The following is a 19,823-nucleotide window of genomic DNA, read 5'->3' as shown; positions in this document are numbered from 1 at the left end:
TAACCCGTCCAACTACAACGGGTTCAAGATGATGCTGGGCAAGAAGCCGTTCTTTGGCCAGGATATTCTGAACCTGGGCAAGCGGGCGGCGGCGGGCGAGGTTGTGCCCGAGGCCAGGGGAAGCGTGACGCAAAAGGATGTGTCAGCGGCGTATATCGCGCGGATCATGCAGGATTGGGACGGCGAGAAGAAGCTGAACGTGGTCTGGGATAACGGCAATGGCGCGGCGGGCGATGTGCTGGCCGAGCTGGTGAAGAAACTCCCCGGCAGGCACAAGGTTTTGAACGGCAAGATCGACGGGACCTTCCCCGCGCATCACCCGGACCCGACCGTGCCTAAGAACCTGGAACAGCTGATCGACGCGGTGCGCAAGGAAGGCGCGGATGTGGGCGTGGCCTTTGACGGCGATGCGGACCGGATCGGCCTGGTGGACAATGAGGGCAATATCCTCTTTGGCGACCAGTTTTTGATTTTGATGGCGCGCGATGTGCTGCGCGAACACCCGGGCGGGACGATCATCGCCGATGTGAAGGCCAGCCAGGTGTTGTTCGACGAGGTGGCGAAAGCCGGCGGCAAGCCGCTGATGTGGAAGACCGGGCATTCGCTCATCAAGTCCAAGATGGCGGAACTCGGCTCGCCGCTGGCGGGGGAAATGTCGGGCCATATCTTCTATAACGACAAATGGTATGGGTTTGACGACGCGCTGTATGCCGCCGTGCGGGTGCTGGGGGTGATTGCGCGCAGCGGCGAGAGCGTGGCGCAGTTCCGCGCCAGCCTGCCGCATGTGGTGAACACGCCGGAACTGCGGTTCGATTGCACCGAGGACCGGAAATTCGAGGTGGTGAAAGAGGTCGCGGCGCGGCTGAAGGCCAGCGGGGACAAAGTCTCCGATACCGATGGCGTGCGGGTGAACACCGAGGATGGCTGGTGGCTGCTGCGCGCCTCCAATACGCAGGCGGTGCTGGTGGCGCGGGCCGAAAGCACCTCGGAGGCCGGGCTCTTGCGGCTCAAATCGGAGCTGGCGGGCCAGCTCGCCGCCTCCGGCCTGGCGCCTGACTTCTCCGGCGCCAACGCCGGGCATTAAAAAAGTAAGGGCGGAGCTGCGCAATGCGGCTTCGCCTTTTGCGTCCGCCGCGCTAAAAGCGGGTATGTCGATACCGTTTATAAAGATGCATGGGGCCGGCAACGATTTTGTCGTGCTGGATGGGCGCGAGGCGCCGTTGAACCTGCCTGCGGCGGTGGTGCGCCATGTCGCCGACCGCCGGTTGGGCGTCGGCTGCGACCAGCTGGTGATATTGGAGCCCGATGCCGAAGGGGCGGATGTGTTCATGCGCATTTTGAATGCGGATGGCACCGAGGCCGGCGCCTGCGGCAATGCAACGCGCTGCGTGGCGGCGCTGCTGGCCGAGGAGAGCGGCGAGCGGCAGGTGAGCATCCGCACCATTTCCGGCCTGCTGAAGGCGGAGATTCTGGGGCCTGGGCTGGTTGAGGTGGACATGGGCCCGCCGCGGCTGGAGTGGGGCGAGATACCGCTGAGCAGCCCGGCCGACACGCTGCACCTGAACCTGGGGCTAGGGCCGGTTTTTGATCCCGCGGCGTGCTCCATGGGCAACCCGCATGCGACGTTCTTCGTCGAGGATTTTCTACTGCCCATCGAGAATATCGGGCCGCAGCTGGAGCGGCATAAGATGTTTCCCGAGCGGGCGAATATCGGCTTCGCCAAGGTGGAAAGCCCGCAGCGGATACGCTTGAAGGTTTGGGAGCGCGGGGCGGGGCTGACGCAGGCCTGCGGCTCGGGCGCGTGCGCGGCGGTGGTGAACGCGCAGCGCCGGGGGCTGACGCACGGGCCGGTGAGCGTGGTGATGGATGGCGGCGAATTGTTGATAAGCTGGGCCGGCGGAGATGGGCATGTGCTGATGCGCGGCCCGGCCGAGACCGCGTTCACGGGCGTGCTGCCGGAGATTATGTAATGGCGTCAGGATTTTTCGGGCGGCTGAAGGCGGGGCTTTCGCGCAGCGCCGCCAAGCTGACGGGCGGCATCGCCGGGGTGTTCACCAAGCGCAAGCTTGATGACGCGGCGCTGGAGGAACTGGAGGAACAGCTAATCGCGGCTGACCTGGGCGCCACGGTGGCGGCGCGGATTATCAAGAATTTCCGCAGCACCAGATTTGGCAAGGAGGTGAGCCAGCAGGAGGTGCGCGAGACGCTGGCTGGCGAAATCAGCCGGATTCTGGCCCCCGTGGCAAGGCCGCTGGAGGTGGATGCGGGGCGCAAGCCGTTCGTGATTCTCATGGCCGGGGTGAATGGCGCGGGCAAGACCACGACCATCGGCAAGCTGGCGGCGCGCTACCGCCAGGCCGGGCTGGTGGTGATGATGGCGGCGGGAGATACCTTCCGCGCAGCCGCGGTGGAGCAATTGCAGGTTTGGGGCCTGCGCGCGGGGGCGGAGGTTGTGACCGCGCCGGCGAACTCCGATGCCGCCTCGCTGGCGCATGACGCCCTGGCGCGCGCGCAAAAGGCGGGGGCGGATGTATTGCTGATCGACACCGCCGGGCGGCTGCACAACAAGACGGCGCTGATGGAAGAGCTGCGCAAGATCATCCGGGTGATCCGCAAGCTCGATGAGAGCGCGCCGCATGCGGTTTTGCTCACGCTGGATGCCACCACCGGGCAGAACGCGGTGACGCAGGTGGGGATTTTCAAGGATATGGTGGACCTGACCGGGCTGATCGTGACCAAGCTGGACGGCTCGGCGCGCGGGGGCATCGTGGTTGCGCTGGCGGAGAAATTCGGGTTGCCGATTCATGCGGTGGGCACCGGCGAGCAGATAGACGATCTGCGGGAGTTCGACCCCGAGGAGTTCGCGCGCGCGCTGGTCGGGGAGTGATGGAACGCAGCAGAAGGAACCGCGGGAATGCGCCTGAAGGATAAAAGGGTTTTTATCACCGGGGCGGGCGGCGGCATAGGCCGGGCCAGCGCGCTGAAATGCGCCGCCGAGGGCGCGCGGGTGATTGTTTGCGATATCAACCCCGAAGCCGCCATGCAGAGCGTGCGCGCAGTGGCGGATGCAGGCGGCAGCGCTGTGGCGGTGATCGCGGATCTGACAGATGAAGCAGCCTGCAACAAGGCTTTTGCCGAAGGGGCGGCGGCGTTTGGCGGGATCGATGTCATTTTCAACAATGCCGGGGTGTGTTTGAGCGGCGATGACGGGCCGGTGGAAACCGGCCTCAGCGTGTGGAACCGCACCATCGCAATCAATCTCACTTCCGTTTTTTTGTGCTGCAAGGCGGGGATTCCGTATTTATTGCAGAATGGGAACGGCGTGATCATCAACAACGCCTCGATTGTGGCGTTGGTCGGCTCGGCGTTTCCGCAGATCGCCTATACCGCCGCGAAAGGCGGTGTACTGGCGATGACCCGTGAAATCGCCGTGATGTATGCGCGCAAGGGATTAAGGGCGGTGGCACTATGCCCAGGGCCGACCGCGACACCGCTGGTGAAGGCGTTTCTGGCGGATGAGCAAGCCTGGAGGCTGCGCCGGCAACATTTGCCAATGGGCCGGTTGGCGCAGCCGGAGGAAATCGCCAATCTGGTGGCGTTTCTGGCCTCGGATGAAGCCAGTTTCATGACCGGGTCAGCCTATGTCGTGGATGGCGGGCTGACCAGCGCGTATGTGATTGATGATACGATTTAAGCAACGACGCAGAAGACGATGATGACGAACAGAACCGTCGGGATTTCATTGGCGATACGGTAGAATTTTTCGGATTTCGTGTTTGCGTCATTCAGGAAATCCCGGCGCCATTTCGAGAGATTTCCGTGAAAGCCGGTCATCAGGAGGATCGCCGTCAGCTTGGTCCACCACCAGGCGGCGTGCCAGTTCACAGCCCCCGGGGTGAGGATGAGCAGGATGCCGAAGAAGAAGGTGGAGAGCATCGCCGGATTGATGATCTGGCGCAGGAGTCTGCGTTCCATCACCTTGAAGCGCGCGGATTCAGCCGAGCCCGGCGCAAGCTGGCAATGATACACATAGAGGCGCGGCAGGTAGAACATTCCGGCCATCCACGCTGTGAAGGAGATGATGTGGAAGGCCAGGAGGATGTGGAAATAAGGCGTAAGCGCCGCGATTGTCATGCAAGAAATCCGAACAGATCACTCAGGTTTTGCAAAATGGCGCGGGCGCCGGCGGCAAGCAGGGGCGCGCCATTGTCATGCGGGGAAAAGCCGTAGCACACCATGCCGGCGGCAACCGCGCCGGTGACGCCTAGCACGCTGTCTTCCAGCACCAGGCAGTTTTGCGGCTGGGTTTGCGACCCGGCGGCCGCGGCGAGAAACAGATCCGGCGCGGGTTTGGCGCGCCCGCCCTTGGCGATGACACCGGCGGCCGAATAGGCGCGGCCAGCGGTGAGATGGGCAATGCCGGTGCGGGAAAATTTAACGTCCAGCTCTTCATCCGATGAATTGGAGGCGATGCACCAGGGGATGCCAAGCGTAGTCACGCGCTCCAGCATTTCCCGCGCGCCGGGAATGAGTTTCGATTCCGTGCCAAGCGCTGTCACGAGTTTTTGCGCAAGACCGGCGCGCCAGGTGGCCGGGAGGGTGCGGCCGAGACGGGCCTCGATGACCGGCTGCATATCGGTGATCGACATGCCGAGAAAACGATCCTGCGCCTGCTGCGCGGTGATCTCCCAGCCAAGTTCGCAAAGCGCGCGCGCGCAGACGGTGGAGGCGACGCCTTCACTGTCAATGAGCACGCCGTCACAGTCAAAAATAATCAGTTCAGGCCGCATATTTTGTCCATGGGCAGTTTTTATGTGTGGCGGCGCAGGCGCGGCCGCCCTGATGCGAACAAAGGCCGTTGCCATGAGCCAGCGCGCGGCGGGCGAGACCGGCCAGCGCCGCGATGAACGCGGGGTCGCTATTGGGCACGGGGGCGCGGAAATAACCGGGGACGCCGCAATGGGCGGCAAGCTCGCGGTTTTCGATATCAAGCTCCACCAGCGTCTCGATATGGTCGGAGACGAAGGCGATGGGGATGACCAGTACGGCGGTTTTATCCGCCCCGGCCTGTTCTATGGCTTCAATCGTACTGGGCGAGATCCATTTTTGCGGGGTCGCGCGCGATTGGTAGCAAACCAGATGTTCGACTTGCCTGTCCTTGAGCCGGGCCATGACAGAAGTGACGGAGGCTTCAATCTGGGATTGATACGGATCGCCCCGCGCGATGATGGATTCAGGCAGGCCGTGCGCCGAGAACAACAGGCGCAGCCGCGCGCCGGGGGGCAGGCTGGCCTTGGCCTGGGCGCTGGCGGCATCCACCAGCGCGGCGATGGCGCCGGCATAGGCCGGATCGTCAAAATAGCAGCAAAGCGTGGTGGTGGGCTTGATCAACCCGGCCTGCGCCGCCGCCTCGTGCCAATTGTTCAGCGAAGAGCCGGTGGTGGTGGTGGAAAACTGCGGATAGAGCGGCAGGAGAAGAATGCGATCAGGATTATAGGCTTTCACCGCGCGCGCGGCCTCCAGAGCGAAGGGGTGCCAGTAGCGCATCGCGATGAAGGTTTTGGTATCGCCCCCCATGGCGCTCTCCAGCGCGGCAGCCTGCGCCTGGGTCGTGGCCAGCAGGGGGGATTTTCCGCCCATGAGCGCGTAGTTTTTTTCCGCCGCCTTGGCTGAGGAACGCGCGATGAGCCGGGCCAGCCAAAAGCGGATGAAAATCGGCGCGCGGATGATCGCTTTGTCGGAAAACAGATTGACGCGGAATTTTTTTATCGCCGCCGGGCTGTCGGGTCCGCCAAGGTTGAACAGGACGATGGCGGTTTTCATGCAGGCATCGCGTTGTTGCGGATCAATTCCATCAGCCGCGCTATATTTTCCGGCGGCACTTCCGGGGTGATGCCATGGCCGAGATTAAAGACATGGGGGATACCGCGGAAGGCTTGCAGCAGCCGTGTAACCCCGGTCTCCAGCGCCGCGCCGCCGGATTTGAGCAGCAGCGGGTCCAGATTGCCCTGAAACACCGTGCCCGGCGGGCAGGCGGCAATGGCGGCGGCGGGGTCTGTCACCGTGTCCAGGCTAACGGCGTCCACGCCTGTTTCGCGCACATATTCGCCCAGCAGCAAGCCGCATAGCCGGGGAAAGCCGATGATTTTTATGCCCGGATTGGCGGATTTAAGCGCGGCGACGATGCGCCGGTTCGGCTCGATGACGAATTGGCGGAATTGCGGCGCCGGGAAAATCCCGGCCCAGCTCTCAAACAGCATAACACAATTGGCGCCGGCGGTGATCTGGCCTTGCAGATAGGTGATGGTGGCGGCGGCCAGAATATCCAGAACGGATTGCACCAGGGCGGGATTTTCATAAGCCAATGCGCGGGTGCGCGGGAACTCGCCGCCGCCCTTGCCGTCCAGCATGTAGCACGCCACGGTCGCCGGGCCGCCGGCAAAGCCGATCAGCGCGGTTTCCGGTGGCAGGGCTGCGCGGACGCGCCGCACGGTCTCCAGCACCGGCGCGTAGACGTCTGGAGCGGCGGCAATGTTCAGCCCGGTGGTGTTTTGCAGCGGCGGCAGGAGCGGGCCCTCGCCTTCGGCAAAACGCAGACCCTGCCCTAGAGCCATGGGGAGGATGAGAATGTCGGAAAAGAGGATCGCGGCGTCGAACCCATAACGGCGGATGGGCTGTAAGGTGACTTCGGTGGCGAGTTCCGGGTTCAGGCAGAGCGAGATGAAGTCTCCCGCCTGGCCGCGCACGGCGCGGTATTCAGGCAGGTATCGCCCAGCCTGACGCATCAGCCACACCGGCGGCGGCGAGATGGCCTCGTTGTTCAACACATGCAGTAATTTCATAACTCCCGCTTAGAGCAAGATGGCGGGTTCTAAAACCCATCCCGGAGAAAAATCGGGGATGGCTGTGAGAGGGGGAAAACCACCCTCTTTATCTCTTTTAAGTTAAACGAAGGGGGGGGCAGTGGTACCCTGTGGATAGCGGGGGTTAAGGTAAGCACGGATAAAGTCCACAAGGTTATCCACAGCAAGATACAAGCTTTAAGCTGTTGATTCTAACGTATCGGGCTAGTTTTCCCACAAGTGAGTAGGGGACCCCCTGGGAAGCATCCCCAGTTTACTGTTTCGTAACTTTATCCCCGGTCGCCGGAAAATTCTCCGCGCGCGGGAAAACAATCCACGCTATCAACAGCGGCATGGAAAGTTATAAACACGATATACACCTGATATCCGACGCGACCGGCGACACATTAAGTGCGCTGGCAAGGGCAGCCGTAGCCCAGTTTGATGAAAGCCAGGTTAATTACCATCGCTGGTCGTTGATTCGTTCACGATTGCAGCTGCACCGCGTGCTGGAAGGCATTCACGCCGAACCGGGGCTGGTATTGTGTTCTTTGCTGGATACCGCGCTCCGCGAGGAGCTGGATGCGGCCTGCGCGCGCCTGGGCGTGCCGCTGCTGCATGTGCTGGACCCGCTGCTGGAGCTGCTGCAGGGGCAGTTCGGCGCCCCGGCGAAGCATAAGCCAGGCCGCCAGTATGTGCTGGATGCGGATTATTTCCGCCGCATCGACGCCATGCATTATGTGATTTCGCACGATGACGGACAGGCGCACCGGGGCATGGCGGAGGCGGATGTCGTGCTTGTGGGCGTGTCCCGCTCGTCCAAGACGCCAACCTGCTTCTACCTCGCCAACAGAGGCATCAAGGCCGCCAATATTCCGCTGGTGCCGGGAATTGAGCCGCCGGAATTGCTGAAAGAGCCGAACTGCCCGGTGATCGGCCTGACCATCGATCCGAAATCGCTGATTGATATTCGCCGCCACCGCCTGCGCCTGATCGGCGCGGGGGCCCAGCCGGGCTTTGCCCAGAAGGACAATGGCGAATATGTGGATTTTGAAGCGGTAGAAAAGGAGCTGCTATGGGCCAGGCGGCTGTGCAACGCGCGGGGCTGGCCTACCATCGATGTAACGCGCCGCTCCATCGAGGAAACGGCGGCCACGGTGCTTAAGCTCATGGATGCCTGGCACGCCAAGCACGACAAGCCGGCGGGAGAAGGCGAATAGAGGGCGATTGTCATCGCCCTCTGCTTTTTGGATTTAACTCAGGCGGCGCGCTTGGCGACTTCCTCAGGCGCCATGAGAACCAGGGCTTCGTAGTCGTGCAGCAGGGTTTCGGTGATTTGGCCGGGGGTGAAGTGGTGATCGTCGATCTGGCGGACCGCGGTGACCTCGGCGGCGGTTCCGGCGAGGAAAACCTCCTGCGCCAAGGCGAGGTCCTCTGGTGGAATGTGGCGCTCGATGACCTCAATGCCGCGGGCCTTGGCCAGCGCGATGATCGTGCGGCGGGTGATGCCGTCAAGGAAGCAGTCCGGGATCGGGGTGTGGAGCTTGCCGTCAATGGCCAGGAACATGTTGGCCCCGGTGGATTCAGCCAGAAAACCGTCCCAGGTGAGCATCAGCGCATCGGTGAAGCCGGCGGCCTCGGCCGCGTGTTTGGAGAGCGTGCCGATCATGTACAGCCCGGCCGCCTTTGAGGCGGTGGGCGCGGTTTGCGGGTGCGGCCGGCGCCAATGGGCGGTTTGCAGGGTCACACCCTTGAGACGGTCAGCGCCCAAGAAATTGGGCCAGTTCCAGCAGGCGATGGCGAGGTGGATTTTGGTGTGCTGGGCGGAGACGGCGAGCTGCTCCGTGCCGCGCCAGGCGATGGGGCGGATGTAGGCATCGGTCAGATTGTTGGCGGCCATGATTTCGTAGCACGCCTTGTTGATCTCATCGGCGGTGTAGGGAATATCAAACCCCAGGATCTTGCCGGAGTTGATCAGCCGCTCGGTATGCGCCTGGAGCTTGAAGATGTTGCCGGCGTAGGCGCGCTCGCCCTCGAACACGGCGGAGGCGTAGTGCAGCCCATGGCTGAGCACATGAATTTTCGCGTCGCGCCAGGCAATCAGCTTGCCTTCCCACCAGATGAATCCATCACGATCGTCAAAAGGGATAAGCGGCATGGTTAAAAAAACTCCGGTAAGGCTGGTGGCGAACAGGCGGCGGGTTAGTGGTTTCGAGCCGTTGATTGAGCGTATAATTTTAAGTTGACGCCAGGGGGCATCATCCTAAAACAATCATACGCCGTGATATTATGGTGGAAACCCCTTGCAGATAAGTAAGCAATACTGTCATAATAGGTGCTGGAAACCTCGTAAGATTGCGAATCTGCCATGCAAGACACTCCAACTCAAGGTCTCAACCGTTTGAAGCGCGATCTGCCGGCCGGCTCCACGCACGCGCAGCCCGGCGCGGGGCTGTTGTTTCTGCGCGAGGAGGAGTTGCGGGTTGCGCAGGACATGATGTTTTTCGCGATGCGTGACATCACCGCCGCGCCGCTGGCGATTTTGTCCGAGTTTGGGCTGGGGCGGGCGCATCATCGCACGCTGCACTGGATCGGCCGTAAGCCGGGGCTGACGGTGGGGGAACTGTTGGCGTTTCTGGGCATTACCAAGCAGAGCCTGACCCGTGTGCTGGGGCCGTTGATCCGCGATGGCTACGTGGCGCAGACGGCGGGCGCGCAGGACCGGCGGCAGCGGCTGCTCACCCTCACCGAGAAGGGCCAGGCGCTGGAGCGGCGGTTGTTTGACTGCCAGCGGGACCGTTTTCTCGCGGCCTACCGGGAGGCGGGCGGGCCGGCGGTGGAAGGATTCCGCCGGGTGTTGCGCGGGCTAACCCTGAAGCAGGGGCGCGACTATATTGACAGCCTGGACGTCCACCGCAGCCGGGGCGCGCGTTAGGGCCGGTGCGATGAGCAGCGAAGGGGCGCATATTCTTGTCGTTGATGACGAACCGCGGTTGCGCGGGCTGTTGAGCCGTTACCTCACCGAGCAGGGGTTCCGCGTGACGATGGCGGAGTCCGCCGCGCAGGCGCGCGACAAGCTGAGGTTCATGGATTTTGATTTGATGGTGCTGGATGTGATGATGCCCGGCGAGAGCGGGCTGGAGCTGACCGGCGGCCTGCGCGGTGAGCGCGCCCCCGATATGCCGATACTGCTGCTCACCGCGCGCGATGCGCCGGAGGATATTATCGCGGGTTTCGAGGCCGGGGCGGATGACTACCTGGGCAAGCCGTTTGACCCGCGGGTGCTGCTGGCGCGCATCCGTGCCATGCTGCGCCGGGCGCAGCCGCCGGCATTGCCCGCCGGGCCGTTGCAGCTGGGCGGCAAGATGTTTGACGCATCGCGCGCCGAGCTGGTGGGGCCCAACAGCCGGGTGCGGCTGACCGGGGCCGAGCTTGCGCTGCTGATGGCGCTGGCGGCCCGCCCGCATGAGATCCTCTCGCGCGAGGCGCTGGCGGCGGCCCTGGGGCTGGACGATGTGAACGAGCGCGCGATCGACGTGCAGGTGACGCGCCTGCGCCGCAAGATAGAGCCAGACCCGCGCGAGCCGCGGTTTCTGCACACCGTGCGCGGCAAGGGCTATACGCTGAAACCAGGGCCATGAAACTACGCCCCGGCGGATTTTCGGCCGACCGGGTGCTGCGCAGGTTTCTGCCGCGCACCCTCTTTGGCCGTTCGCTGCTGATCGTGCTGATCCCGCTGGTGCTGCTGCAGGCGGTGGCGCTGCTGCTGTTCTATGGCAATCACCTCAACGAGCTTTCCCGCCGCCTGGCCGGGGGGGTCGCCGGCGAGGTGGGGTTCATGATCGATGAGATCGACCGCGCGCCGGATACCCGGGGGCTCATTATCCAGGAGACCGACCGGTATTTTCAGTTCAGCACCGTGTTTCTGCGCAACCAGGTGCTGCGGCGCCTGCCGCCGCCGGATGCGCCGGGCCCGGTTGATGACGATCTTGCCCGCGGGCTGGCGCAGAATCTGCACCGGCCGTTCAACGTCGCCTGGAATACCACGCCGGGGTTCATCCGTATCAATGTGCAGATGGCTGACGGGGTGCTGAGCATCGATGTGTCGCGCAAGCGGCTCTATATCGGCACGTTTTATTTGTTCCTGATTTGGGTGATCGGCACCGCCGGGCTGCTGTTTGGCATCTCGGCGCTGTTTTTACGCACCCAGGTGCGCGGGATCACCCGTCTCGCGGTGGCGGCGGAGGCCTTCGGCATGGGGCGCGACCCCGGGCCGATCAAGCCCGAGGGAGCGGTGGAGGTGCGCCGCGCGGCCGCGGCGTTCAACCGGATGCAGGAGCGCCTGCGGCGATTCCTGGCGCAGCGGACCACCATGCTGGCCGGGGTGTCGCATGATCTGCGCACGCCGCTCACCCGGCTGCGGCTCTCTTTGGCGATGCTGCCGGAAGCCGATGCGGGCGAGATGGCGGAGATGACCGGCGACATTGAGGAGATGGAGCAGCTGATTGCCACTTATCTCAGTTTTGCGCGCGGCGAGGGCAGCGAACAGGCCGTGCCCACCGATGTGACGGGGTTGCTGGAGGATGTGGCGGCGGCCGCGCGGCGGGCGGGGGCACGGATAGATTGCGATGCCCCCGAGGGGTTGAGCGCGACCTTGCGCCCCGAGGCGATGCGCCGGGTGCTGACCAACCTGATTGACAATGCCCGCCGCCATGCCGGGCAGATGTGGCTCGGCGCGGCGATGAGCGGGCGGACGCTGCGGATTGTGATTGAGGATGATGGCCCCGGGATTCCGGCCAGCCAGCGTGAGGCCGTGTTCCGCCCGTTCGAGACGGCCTCGGCAGGTGGCACCGGCCTGGGCCTGGCCATTGCCCGCGATATCGTCGGCGCGCATGGCGGGGATATTTTTCTGCTGGACCGCCCAGGCGGCGGCCTGCGCGTGGTGATCGAACTGCCGGCGTGAGGCGGTTTACTCTACGCCGGGGTCATAAAAGCAGGTGGCGAGGCGGGCGAGCATTTCATCCTGCGGGGTTTTGGGCGCGATGGGCGGGTAGAGCTTCACGGTGACGGTGCCGGGTGAAATGCGGAAGGCTTTCGCGCCCCAGGAGAGGCCGGAATCAGTGGCGGCGGGGATGAGTGGCAGGTTGTTGGCCTTGGCCAGGGCGACGATGCCGGGGTGCAGGCGGGCGCGCTTGCCGGGGAGAACGCGCGTGCCCTCGGGGAAGAGGATGATCTGGCGGCCGGCGGCGAGGGCCTTGGCGCAGCCCGACATCATTTTACGCAGGGCGTGGCCGGCGCCGCCGCGGTCCACCGGGACCATGCCGGTAGGTTCCAGCAGCACCCCGAACAGCGGGATTTTGGCCAGCTCACGCTTGAACACGAAGGAGGGGTGGTGCAGCAGGCTCAGCCAGATGAGGACATCCAGCGTGGACTGGTGCTGTGCCGCGACGATGGCGGCGCCGGGAGGCGGCAGGTGTTCGCGCCCCTCGATGCGCAGCCGGACACCGCAGAACAGGCGCAGACCGGCGAGGCAGATTTTGGCCCAGAGGATCGGCACGCGGTCAAGCCGCGAATAGCCCAGCCGCCAAAGCAGGATGCCCCAAAGGCTGAGCACGGTGCCGGTGCCGAACATGACGGCGTTGAAGGCGAGGGAGCGGAGGAAGCGCAGGTTGATCAATCCTGGGTTATGAGGCTGGTGGCGAACCGGCTGAGACCTGAGCGCACCACGAGGTACTTGCTATATTCTCCGGCGAGCAACCGCAATGTGGGCAGGCTGAAGAGGTTGCGCATGGCGGGCGGGCGCACCGGGGCGGCGATGAGGGTGATATCGGGCAGGGCCTGACGCATTTCCTGCATGGCGCGGGGCATATGATAGTCAGCGGTGACGACGATGAGCGAGTGGATGCCGTGGGCGCGGACCCAGTTGGTGGTCTCTAGCGCGTTGCCGTGGGTGGTGCCGGCCATGTGGCCGAGGGTTATGGCGCTGGCATAGCGGGTAGCGGCGGCGGCGTCGTCGGCGGTGAAGTCACCCAGATAGGTGCCGCGCCCGGCGCCGGAGATGAGCAGCAGCGGGGCGTCGCGGTCAGCCAGCAGGGCGAGGGCGGCGCTGACGCGGTCATCCCCGCCGGTGAGCGCGACGATGCCGCCGGCATGGGGCATGGGGTTGGGCGGCGCGGCGGTGAGGACCACGGCGAGGAAGATGACAAAGCCGGCCAGCCAGAGGCCGCCGAGGACGATGAAGCCCTTGGCGAACAAGCGCAGCACGGAGAAGCGGCGGCGGCGGAAACGGCGGGCGCGGGGCATCAGACCAGTTTCCGTAGCCAGCCCCGCACGGTGAGCTGCGCCGAGCTCCATCCGATCACGGCGGCGGCCAGCGGCAGGCAGGGCAGCGCCGTCCACAGCGCGGGCGGCAGGCCGGCCAGCCCGTGTTGCAGGCCGCTAAGCTGGGGCGGCCCGCTGAAAGGCGCGGCCAGAGCGGCCAGCCACAGCAGCACGGGCAGCGCCAGCAGCGCCCCGGCGGCGGCGCCTGTCACGGCGAGGGCGGTGGCGCGGCTGGCGAAGCGGCTGGCGATGTCGCCATCCTGCGCGCCGAGGCCATGGATGATCTCGATGGTCTCGCGCCGTTGCGCGAGGCCCGCGCGGGTGGCCAGCGCGACCAGCGCGCCGCCGACCAGGGCGACGATAACCAGCACCGCGGCGGCGCAGGTTTGCAGGCTGCCGGTGAGCGCGGTGACGCGCGCGGCCCATTGCACGCCGGTTTGCGCCAGGGTGCCGGGGGCTGGTTTGTTCAGCGCCGCGGCGATGGCATCGCCCGGGCCGGGGCCGTTCCAGGTGGCGGTGATGACAGCGGGGAGGGGCAGGCCGAGCGCCGCCGCATCCGTGCCGAGCCAGGGGGCGAGCAGGCGGTTCAGCGCATCAGCGCTCAGCAGGCGCGGGCTGCTGACGCCCGGCATGGTTTGCAGCGCGGCTTGCACGGCGGCCAGGCGGGTGGCGTTGCCTGTGGCGTCCGGCGCGCCGGGCTGGGGCACCTGGATGGTGAGCGCGGCGGCGGTGTCGTTCTGCCATTGCGCGGCGAGCACGGTGCTGGCCAGCGCCCCGGCCACGGCCAGGGCGGCGAGGAAGCTCATGGCAGCGACCAGGACCGGCAGCATCCAGTCCTCCAGCACCGAGTGCAGACCCAGCGGGTCGGTATGGCGTTTAGCCATGCGCGGTGAGCCGGCCTTCGGCCATTTCCAGCAAGGGGGCGGGGTAGGCGGAAACCAGCGCGTGGTTGTGCGTGGCCACGATGACGGTGGTGCCAAGCCGGTTGAGCGCGGTGATCAGGGTCATCAGCCGCCCGGCCTGTTCATCGTCCAGATTGCCGGTGGGTTCGTCGGCGACCAGCAGTTTCGGCCGCCCGACCACGGCGCGCGCGATGGCGACGCGCTGCTGCTCGCCGCCGGAGAGTTCGTCGGGCAGCGCGCCAAGCCGGTTGGCGAGGCCGACCCAGCGGAGGATTTCAGTGACATCGGCGTGGACCTGATGCTCGGCGCGGCGTGCCAGGCGCATCGGCAGGGCCACGTTGTCATACGCGGAGAGATGCGCGAGGAGGCGGAAATCCTGGTAGACTACGCCGATGCGCCGGCGCAGCAGCGCGGCGTCGCGCCGGGAGATTCTGGCGGCATGGGTGCCCATGATGTCAATCCGGCCCTGGGTCGGGTGTTCGGCCAGGTAGATGAGCTTGAGCAGGGTGGTTTTTCCCGCGCCCGAAGGGCCGGTGAGCCAGCGGAAACCGCCCTCGGGGATTTTAAAATCGACACCGCGCAGCACATCGCGCGCCAAAGCCCCCGGGCCACGGTCCTGATGGCGGTATTTCAACCAGACGTCGTCAAATCTAATCATTGTACCTTAAAGTTGTTTTGCGCCAGGGGGTTAACCCGGTTTTTGCGGCGCGGCCGCGGCCCGGATCAGCCCCCGGGCGTTGAGACTGCCGCGCGTGGATAACGTTTAGATAGACCAAAATTTGTGTCAATTGAATTGATTGGCGGCCGAAGGTCATGCAAGTTGTTATTGCGCGAACACGCCAGAAATGCCATTCATAAAGCTGATCATGCGCCTTTTATGCCCGAATTGTTCAGCTGTGTACGAAGTGCCCGATGCGGCGCTGGCGGGGCGCAGCCGCAAGTTGCAATGCGCGCGGTGCGGAACCGGCTGGCGCAGCGAGCCGCTTTCCCCCGGTTTGGCTGCGGTTTCAGATTTTGCGGCGGCGCAGGAGACGGCAGGTGAAACCCAGGCCGCCGCGTATGCGGACGTACAACGGGCTGATGCCGATTTCGCTGATGCTCAGCTTGCCGATGCGCCATTGGCGGCGGCGGGGGTGATGAGCGTGCCGGTGAGTGAGACCGACCCGGCGTTGGGGCTGCCGATGTTCCTGACCAGCGGCGGCGATGACGGCGTGGCGCCGTTGCATCAGCCCGGCCAGGGGGATTCCTTCGCGGATCTGGTGCATGCGGCGCGCAACAACGAGGTTGAATACGAGCCGGAAAAGCGACCGCCGCCGCCGGTTAAAATCAGCAATTTGCGGCTGGTGCTGACTCTGGTGCTGCTGCTGGCGGCCGGATTGGCCGGGCTGGCGTTTCTTGGCCATATGACCTGACGGCGGAAAAACATTTGCGCCGGGACACGAAAAAGGGGGCCACGGCCCCCTTTTTTGTAGCTGGGCGCAGGCCTACAGGCGCATCGAGCCGGTTTGCATGAAGCGCTGATGCCATGACAGCGCCTCACCCGGCAGGCTGGGCGACTGCTGGCCATAGGAGCCCTGGCGCGCGCGGGCGTAATAGTCGCGCAGCATGGGCTGGTAGTCAGGGTGCGCGCAGTTGGCGATGATGACCTCGGCGCGCTGCTTGGGGCTGAGGCCGCGCAGGTCGGCCAGGCCTTGTTCGGTCACGATGATCTGCACATCCTGGTTGATATGGTCGACATGCGAAACCTGCGGCACGATGGCGGAGATTTTGCCGCCCTTGGCGGTCGAGGGGGTCATGAAGATGGAGACATAGGCGTTGCGCGCGAAATCGCCCGAGCCGCCGATGCCGTTCTGGATGCGCGAGCCCATCACATGGGTGGAGTTCACGTTGCCGTAAATGTCGGCCTCGATCAGCCCGTTCATCGCCAGGCAGCCGAGCCGGCGGATCAGCTCCGGGTGGTTGGAGATTTCCTGCGGCCGCAGGATCATGTTGCCGCGATACTGGCTCATGTTGGCGTTCATGGCCTCTGCCGCGGTGGGGCTGAGCGAGAAGGAGGTTGCCGAGGCCATGCGCAATTTGCCGGTGTTGAGCAGGTCGAGCATGCCGTCCTGGATCACCTCGGTATAGGCGGTCATGTTCTCGAAGGGCGCGTCCATCAGCCCGGTGAGCACGGCGTTGGCGATATTGCCGACGCCCGATTGCAGCGGCAGCAGCGAGGCGGGCAGGCGCCCGCGCGCAACCTCATGGCGGAAAAACTCGATCAGATGCCCCGCGATCCGCAGCGCCGCGTCATCGGGTTTGGCGAAGGGCAGGTTGCGGTCCGGCCCGTCGGTCTCGACGATGGCGATGACTTTGTCCGGGTCGCAGTTGAAGGTGGTCTGGCCGATGCGGTCATCAGGGCGGATCAGCGGGATGGGCACGCGGTGGGGCGGCAGCGCGGTGCCGTAATAAATATCGTGCATGCCCTCGAGCGCCGGGTTCTGCCAGTGGTTGACCTCGAGGATGATTTTTTGCGCGCGGTCCAGCCAGGTTTTGTTGTTGCCGACCGAGGAGGAGGGAACCAGCGCGCCATCGGCGGTGATGCCGGTGACCTCGACGATGGCGGTGTCCAGCGGGCCTAAAAACCCTTGCCAGGCCATCGGGGCGACCTGGCTTAAATGCATGTCGAAATATTCCATCTCGCCACGGTTGATCTTCTCGCGCGCGATGGGGTCGGAGTTATAGGGCAGGCGGAATTCGATGCCGTCAGCCTTGGCCAGGGCGCCGTCAAGCTCCGGGCCGGTGGAGGCGCCGGTCCACACCCGCAGGCGGAATTTGTTGCCTGCCGCGCGCTCAGCCTCCATGCGCGCCGCCAGCGCCATGGGCACGGCCTTGGGGTAGCCCGAACCGGTGAAGCCGCTCATGCCCACCGTGCTGCCGGAGGCGATCATCTCCGCCGCCGCCTCCGCGCTCATCACTTTCGTGCGCAGATGATTGTTCAGGATACGTGTGTTTCCGGTCAGGCCCATGTCCGCTCCTCATAATTTTTGATGTGAACGGGCTTTAGCCGCTCACGCTCGGGGAGGGATTGTCATAGATCAAATCACCGCGGAAACTTGGTCCAAAATTTCAAAGCTGGGCTGCGCCGATATCGCGCGGGTGGCAAAACGCATGGTGCAGCGCAACAAAAAACCGTGCTGCAACGCAACAAAAGCCGGCTATTTTTTCTGTCCGGTCCACTTGGCTTCGTAAATCTTCGCGCCAGGAGGCGGAACAAAGGATTCTTCGGCTTTGATGTCGGAGAGGCGCAGCGCGTTGAGGCTGATGAGCAGGGCGGCGGTGTTGAGCATGCCGGGCGGTATCCACTGGATCAGCCCGCCGAGCATTTGATCATAAAGCGGGGAAATGGAGGGAAAGAGCCGGCCGCAAAGTGTGTAAAAAGAGTACAGATTATCAGTGCTCAGCGCGATGTAGGAGCTGACGGCGATCTGCGGGAACATCACCAGGAAGCCGGCTGCGGCGCGGGTGAGGTAGGAGAAACGCGCGGCGGGTTTTGGCCGCGGGTCCAGCACCACGAGCCAGAACAGCAGGCCGCCGAGCAGGCAGGAGATGTTCATCACCGCATAGAGGAACGGGTTGATCATGGCCGCGAAATGCACCGCGGGGATCAGCCAGACATCGGTGGTGATGAGAAAGATCGCCATGGCGGGCAGCGGGTGGGCCAGTACGCGGCTGAGCCTGTGCACAACCCGGCTCTGGCAGGCGCGCAGCACCCAGGGCGGGACGCCAAGGCGCAGAACCTCGGGCATCCAGCCGATGGCGATGCCAAAGGGCGCCACCATGCCGATAGTGACCGCCTGGATGCGGTTGAGGAAGAACATGTGCTGGGAGATGTATTCAAAATGCGTTTGCAGCACGAAATAGATGCTGCCCAGGCCGAGCAGGAAGAACCATTGGCGCAGGCGGCCGGGTTTTTGCTCCGGCGCGACGCGGGCCATGCCGCGCAGGTACCACAGCAGCATGAACCAGCAGCCGAGGAACACCGGCGCGTTGAAGACGAAGGGGAACAGGTAGGGCAGATGGGCCGGAACGTAGCGGCACAGCAGGTCGACGATGACGGCGGCCAGCAGAATCAGGAAATCAAGCATTTGAACGATCCATCGGCACGCCGGCGAGGTCCCGGCTGGTGCGTATTGTTTGCAGGGTTTGCACCCGGGCGACATGCGCGGCGCCGGTGAGCCGGGCGGTGAGCTGGTTCTCGTGCGCGGCGTCGCGCGCGACCAGCTTGAGCAGGAAATCGCCGCCGCCGCGGATCATGTGGCATTCGCGCACCTCGGGCCAGGTGGCGACCAGGGCCTCGAAACCATCCAGCACCGCCTGTTTCTGGCTCTCCAGCCCGACGATGACGAAGAAGGCGATCTGCCAGCCGAGTTTTTGGCCGTCCGTGCGGGCGTGGTAGCCCTGAATGAAGCCGGCCTCCTCCAGCCGGCGCACGCGGCGCAGGCAGGGCGGGGGCGAAATTCCGGCCCGCCTGGCCAGCTCCACATTGGTCATGCGGCCGTCCTCCTGCAGTTCGGCGATGATCTTGCGGTCGATTTCGTCGAGCTGGATCGGGTCGGGGTCAGTTGGCATGGCTGGTCCTAAAACACTGGCAGATGGTTCCGCGCAATATAATTACACAAATTCATTTGACCATGGGTGGAAATTGCCAACTTCCGCGCCCCGTATCATAAACGCGCGCTTGTATCGGCGCGATGTCAACAGATATGCTGCATTCCTGATTCTTAATTAATTGAGTGGATGATAAACGAGAATGGCTGAGGTGAGGAAAACCCGCATACTGATCATCGGCGCCGGGCCGGCTGGTTACACGGCGGCAATTTATGCGGCGCGCGCCAATCTGGCGCCGGTGATGGTGGCCGGGTTGCAGCCGGGCGGGCAGCTCACGATCACCACGGATGTGGAGAATTACCCCGGGTTTGCCGAGACCATTCAGGGCCCCTGGCTGATGGAGCAGATGGAAAAGCAGGCCGTGCATGTCGGCACCGAGGTGATCTACGATATCATCACCAAGGTGGATTTCTCCGCCCGGCCTTATCGCGCATGGTCGGATGCCGGGGTGGAATTCGTGGCGGATGCCGTGGTGATCGCGACCGGGGCGCAGGCGCGCTGGCTGGGGCTGGATTCGGAGAAGATCTACCAGGGCGCCGGGGTTTCCGCCTGCGCCACCTGTGACGGGTTTTTCTACCGGGGCAAAAAGGTCGCCGTGGTCGGCGGCGGCAACACGGCGGTTGAGGAGGCGCTCTACCTCACCCACCACGCCAGCCACGTGACCCTGGTGCACCGGCGCGACAGTTTCCGTGCCGAGAAAATTTTGCAGGACCGGCTGTTCGCCAACCCGAAGATTACCGTGATCTGGGACCATGCGGTGGATGAGATTCTGGGCGGCGGCAGCCCGGCGGTTGTTACCGGGGCGCGGCTGCGTAATGTGAAGACCGGGGCCGCGCAGGAGATCAGCGTGGATGGCGTGTTCATCGCCATCGGCCACTCCCCCGCCACCGGCGTTTTCGGCGGGCAGGTGAACACTGACGCGGAGGGTTTCATCATAACGAAACCCGGCAGCACCGAGACCTCGGTGCCCGGCGTTTTCGCGGCGGGCGACGTGCAGGATAAAATTTTCCGCCAGGCGGTGACAGCCGCCGGGACCGGCTGCATGGCAGCGCTGGAGGCGGAGAAATATCTGGCGCAGTTACCCCAGCAGGCAAGTGAGGCAGCATAA

The 19,823-nt window shown here is 64.3% G+C and carries 22 protein-coding genes; 10 read left to right on the top strand and 12 right to left on the bottom strand.

Annotated elements, in window-relative coordinates; genetic code table 11:
- From pgmG to HKL97_RS09640, 4 genes are all read left to right on the top strand, one after another.
- A partial coding sequence (gene pgmG / locus HKL97_RS09655) for a phosphoglucomutase/phosphomannomutase PgmG (RefSeq protein ID WP_291424785.1) occupies positions 1-1,084 on the top strand: 1,084 nt, incomplete at its 5' end.
- Positions 1,085-1,148: 64 nt separating this feature from the next.
- The gene (gene dapF, locus HKL97_RS09650) at positions 1,149-1,970 is read left to right on the top strand and encodes a diaminopimelate epimerase (RefSeq protein ID WP_291424783.1); all 822 of its coding nucleotides are present in this window, start codon (positions 1,149-1,151) and stop codon (positions 1,968-1,970) included.
- Positions 1,970-2,887 carry a signal recognition particle-docking protein FtsY gene (ftsY, locus tag HKL97_RS09645; protein WP_291424781.1) on the top strand — a complete coding sequence of 306 codons (918 nt, stop codon included), beginning with the start codon at positions 1,970-1,972 and terminating at the stop codon, positions 2,885-2,887. Before dapF ends, ftsY begins: the two co-directional genes overlap by 1 nt.
- A gap of 27 nt (positions 2,888-2,914) precedes the next feature.
- A complete protein-coding gene (locus tag HKL97_RS09640) occupies positions 2,915-3,694 on the top strand; it encodes an SDR family oxidoreductase (RefSeq protein WP_291424779.1) in 780 nt (259 codons plus the stop codon).
- Here HKL97_RS09640 and hemJ read toward each other — a convergent pair.
- From hemJ to hemE, 4 genes are read right to left on the bottom strand one after another with little or no spacing between them, the layout of a single operon-like run.
- On the bottom strand, positions 3,691-4,134 hold the full coding sequence (gene hemJ / locus HKL97_RS09635; protein ID WP_291424777.1) for a protoporphyrinogen oxidase HemJ: 444 nt from the start codon (positions 4,132-4,134) through the stop codon (positions 3,691-3,693). The two genes, HKL97_RS09640 and hemJ, sit on opposite strands and share 4 nt — an antisense overlap.
- On the bottom strand, positions 4,131-4,790 hold the full coding sequence (locus HKL97_RS09630) for an HAD family phosphatase (protein ID WP_291424775.1): 660 nt from the start codon (positions 4,788-4,790) through the stop codon (positions 4,131-4,133). The genes hemJ and HKL97_RS09630 overlap by 4 nt, the downstream gene beginning before the upstream one ends.
- Entirely contained in the window at positions 4,780-5,823 is a 1,044-nt protein-coding gene (gene hemH / locus HKL97_RS09625) for a ferrochelatase (protein ID WP_291424773.1), read from the bottom strand. Before hemH ends, HKL97_RS09630 begins: the two co-directional genes overlap by 11 nt.
- A complete protein-coding gene (gene hemE, locus HKL97_RS09620; RefSeq protein ID WP_291424771.1) occupies positions 5,820-6,842 on the bottom strand; it encodes a uroporphyrinogen decarboxylase in 1,023 nt (340 codons plus the stop codon). Before hemE ends, hemH begins: the two co-directional genes overlap by 4 nt.
- Positions 6,843-7,195: 353 nt before the next feature.
- Here hemE and HKL97_RS09615 point away from each other — a divergent pair, with 353 nt between their 5' ends.
- Complete coding sequence (locus HKL97_RS09615) at positions 7,196-8,062, top strand: pyruvate, water dikinase regulatory protein (RefSeq protein WP_291424769.1); 867 nt, start codon at positions 7,196-7,198, stop codon at positions 8,060-8,062.
- Between the two features lie 38 nt (positions 8,063-8,100).
- Here HKL97_RS09615 and HKL97_RS09610 read toward each other — a convergent pair whose 3' ends face one another.
- Positions 8,101-9,000 carry a branched-chain amino acid aminotransferase gene (locus HKL97_RS09610; RefSeq protein WP_291424767.1) on the bottom strand — a complete coding sequence of 300 codons (900 nt, stop codon included), beginning with the start codon at positions 8,998-9,000 and terminating at the stop codon, positions 8,101-8,103.
- A gap of 210 nt (positions 9,001-9,210) precedes the next feature.
- On the opposite strand from HKL97_RS09610, the gene HKL97_RS09605 reads away from it, so the two are divergent.
- From HKL97_RS09605 to HKL97_RS09595, 3 genes are read left to right on the top strand one after another with little or no spacing between them, the layout of a single operon-like run.
- Positions 9,211-9,777: a MarR family winged helix-turn-helix transcriptional regulator gene (locus HKL97_RS09605; RefSeq protein WP_291424765.1), complete on the top strand. Its 567-nt coding sequence runs from the start codon at positions 9,211-9,213 to the stop codon at positions 9,775-9,777.
- 10 nt (positions 9,778-9,787) lie between these two features.
- On the top strand, positions 9,788-10,483 hold the full coding sequence (locus tag HKL97_RS09600; RefSeq protein ID WP_291424763.1) for a response regulator transcription factor: 696 nt from the start codon (positions 9,788-9,790) through the stop codon (positions 10,481-10,483).
- Positions 10,480-11,805, top strand: a complete 1,326-nt coding sequence (locus HKL97_RS09595) for an ATP-binding protein (RefSeq protein ID WP_291424761.1) — start codon at positions 10,480-10,482, stop codon at positions 11,803-11,805. Before HKL97_RS09600 ends, HKL97_RS09595 begins: the two co-directional genes overlap by 4 nt.
- Before the next feature lie 6 nt (positions 11,806-11,811).
- Here the strand turns inward: HKL97_RS09595 and HKL97_RS09590 are convergent, their stop codons facing one another.
- From HKL97_RS09590 to HKL97_RS09575, 4 genes are read right to left on the bottom strand one after another with little or no spacing between them, the layout of a single operon-like run.
- Complete coding sequence (locus tag HKL97_RS09590; RefSeq protein ID WP_291424759.1) at positions 11,812-12,519, bottom strand: 1-acyl-sn-glycerol-3-phosphate acyltransferase; 708 nt, start codon at positions 12,517-12,519, stop codon at positions 11,812-11,814.
- Positions 12,516-13,145, bottom strand: a complete 630-nt coding sequence (locus tag HKL97_RS09585; protein ID WP_291424757.1) for a YdcF family protein — start codon at positions 13,143-13,145, stop codon at positions 12,516-12,518. Before HKL97_RS09585 ends, HKL97_RS09590 begins: the two co-directional genes overlap by 4 nt.
- Positions 13,145-14,047 carry an ABC transporter permease gene (locus HKL97_RS09580; protein WP_291424755.1) on the bottom strand — a complete coding sequence of 301 codons (903 nt, stop codon included), beginning with the start codon at positions 14,045-14,047 and terminating at the stop codon, positions 13,145-13,147. The genes HKL97_RS09585 and HKL97_RS09580 overlap by 1 nt, the downstream gene beginning before the upstream one ends.
- The gene (locus HKL97_RS09575; RefSeq protein WP_291424753.1) at positions 14,040-14,723 is read right to left on the bottom strand and encodes a cell division ATP-binding protein FtsE; all 684 of its coding nucleotides are present in this window, start codon (positions 14,721-14,723) and stop codon (positions 14,040-14,042) included. The genes HKL97_RS09580 and HKL97_RS09575 overlap by 8 nt, the downstream gene beginning before the upstream one ends.
- A 208-nt stretch (positions 14,724-14,931) precedes the next feature.
- Between HKL97_RS09575 and HKL97_RS09570 the strand changes: the two genes are divergently transcribed.
- The gene (locus HKL97_RS09570; RefSeq protein WP_291424751.1) at positions 14,932-15,477 is read left to right on the top strand and encodes a zinc-ribbon domain-containing protein; all 546 of its coding nucleotides are present in this window, start codon (positions 14,932-14,934) and stop codon (positions 15,475-15,477) included.
- A 72-nt stretch (positions 15,478-15,549) separates the two neighbouring features.
- Here the strand turns inward: HKL97_RS09570 and HKL97_RS09565 are convergent, their stop codons facing one another.
- From HKL97_RS09565 to HKL97_RS09555, 3 genes are all read right to left on the bottom strand, one after another.
- On the bottom strand, positions 15,550-17,073 hold the full coding sequence (locus HKL97_RS09565; RefSeq protein ID WP_291424749.1) for an acetyl-CoA hydrolase/transferase family protein: 1,524 nt from the start codon (positions 17,071-17,073) through the stop codon (positions 15,550-15,552).
- 189 nt (positions 17,074-17,262) lie between these two features.
- The gene (locus HKL97_RS09560) at positions 17,263-18,192 is read right to left on the bottom strand and encodes a cytochrome c oxidase assembly protein (protein WP_291424747.1); all 930 of its coding nucleotides are present in this window, start codon (positions 18,190-18,192) and stop codon (positions 17,263-17,265) included.
- Entirely contained in the window at positions 18,185-18,676 is a 492-nt protein-coding gene (locus HKL97_RS09555) for an Lrp/AsnC family transcriptional regulator (protein ID WP_291424746.1), read from the bottom strand. The genes HKL97_RS09560 and HKL97_RS09555 overlap by 8 nt, the downstream gene beginning before the upstream one ends.
- Positions 18,677-18,857: 181 nt before the next feature.
- On the opposite strand from HKL97_RS09555, the gene trxB reads away from it, so the two are divergent.
- Positions 18,858-19,823 carry a thioredoxin-disulfide reductase gene (gene trxB / locus HKL97_RS09550; protein ID WP_291424744.1) on the top strand — a complete coding sequence of 322 codons (966 nt, stop codon included), beginning with the start codon at positions 18,858-18,860 and terminating at the stop codon, positions 19,821-19,823.

The organism is Acidocella sp. (genome assembly GCF_013044125.1).
In the GTDB taxonomy this organism is placed as follows: Bacteria; Pseudomonadota; Alphaproteobacteria; order Acetobacterales; family Acetobacteraceae; genus Acidocella.
This window is presented reverse-complemented; position numbering and strand designations above follow the sequence as displayed.